A 1,011-nucleotide genomic window follows, 5' to 3' on the forward strand; every position below is an offset into this window, starting at 1 on the left:
AACGGCGGCCGTAACTATAACGGTCCTAAGGTAGCGAAATTCCTTGTCGGGTAAGTTCCGACCCGCACGAAAGGTGTAACGATTTGGGCACTGTCTCAACCAGAGACTCGGTGAAATTATAGTACCTGTGAAGATGCAGGTTACCCGCGACAGGACGGAAAGACCCCGTGGAGCTTTACTGTAGCCTGATATTGAATTTTGGTACAGTTTGTACAGGATAGGCGGGAGCCATTGAAACCGGAGCGCTAGCTTCGGTGGAGGCGCTGGTGGGATACCGCCCTGACTGTATTGAAATTCTAACCTACGGGTCTTATCGACCCGGGAGACAGTGTCAGGTGGGCAGTTTGACTGGGGCGGTCGCCTCCTAAAGTGTAACGGAGGCGCCCAAAGGTTCCCTCAGAATGGTTGGAAATCATTCGTAGAGTGCAAAGGCATAAGGGAGCTTGACTGCGAGACCTACAAGTCGAGCAGGGACGAAAGTCGGGCTTAGTGATCCGGTGGTTCCGCATGGAAGGGCCATCGCTCAACGGATAAAAGCTACCCCGGGGATAACAGGCTTATCTCCCCCAAGAGTCCACATCGACGGGGAGGTTTGGCACCTCGATGTCGGCTCATCGCATCCTGGGGCTGTAGTCGGTCCCAAGGGTTGGGCTGTTCGCCCATTAAAGCGGTACGCGAGCTGGGTTCAGAACGTCGTGAGACAGTTCGGTCCCTATCCGTCGTGGGCGTAGGAAATTTGAGAGGAGCTGTCCTTAGTACGAGAGGACCGGGATGGACACACCGCTGGTGTACCAGTTGTCTTGCCAAAGGCATCGCTGGGTAGCTATGTGTGGACGGGATAAGTGCTGAAAGCATCTAAGCATGAAGCCCCCCTCAAGATGAGATTTCCCATAGCGCAAGCTAGTAAGATCCCTGAAAGATGATCAGGTTGATAGGTCAGAGGTGGAAGCGTGGCGACATGTGTAGCTGACTGATACTAATCGATCGAGGACTTAACCAAACTTTTAAAAG

The 1,011-nt window shown here is 53.2% G+C and carries 1 rRNA gene; it reads left to right on the forward strand.

Features of this window, described 5'->3' with window-relative positions:
* Nucleotides 1–1,000 (forward strand): 23S ribosomal RNA (locus DM806_RS18640); the annotation flags it as partial.
* Between the last annotated feature and the right edge of the window lie 11 nt (nt 1,001–1,011).

This window comes from Sphingobium lactosutens, assembly GCF_013393185.1.
GTDB classification, from domain to species: domain Bacteria; phylum Pseudomonadota; class Alphaproteobacteria; order Sphingomonadales; family Sphingomonadaceae; genus Sphingobium; species Sphingobium lactosutens_A.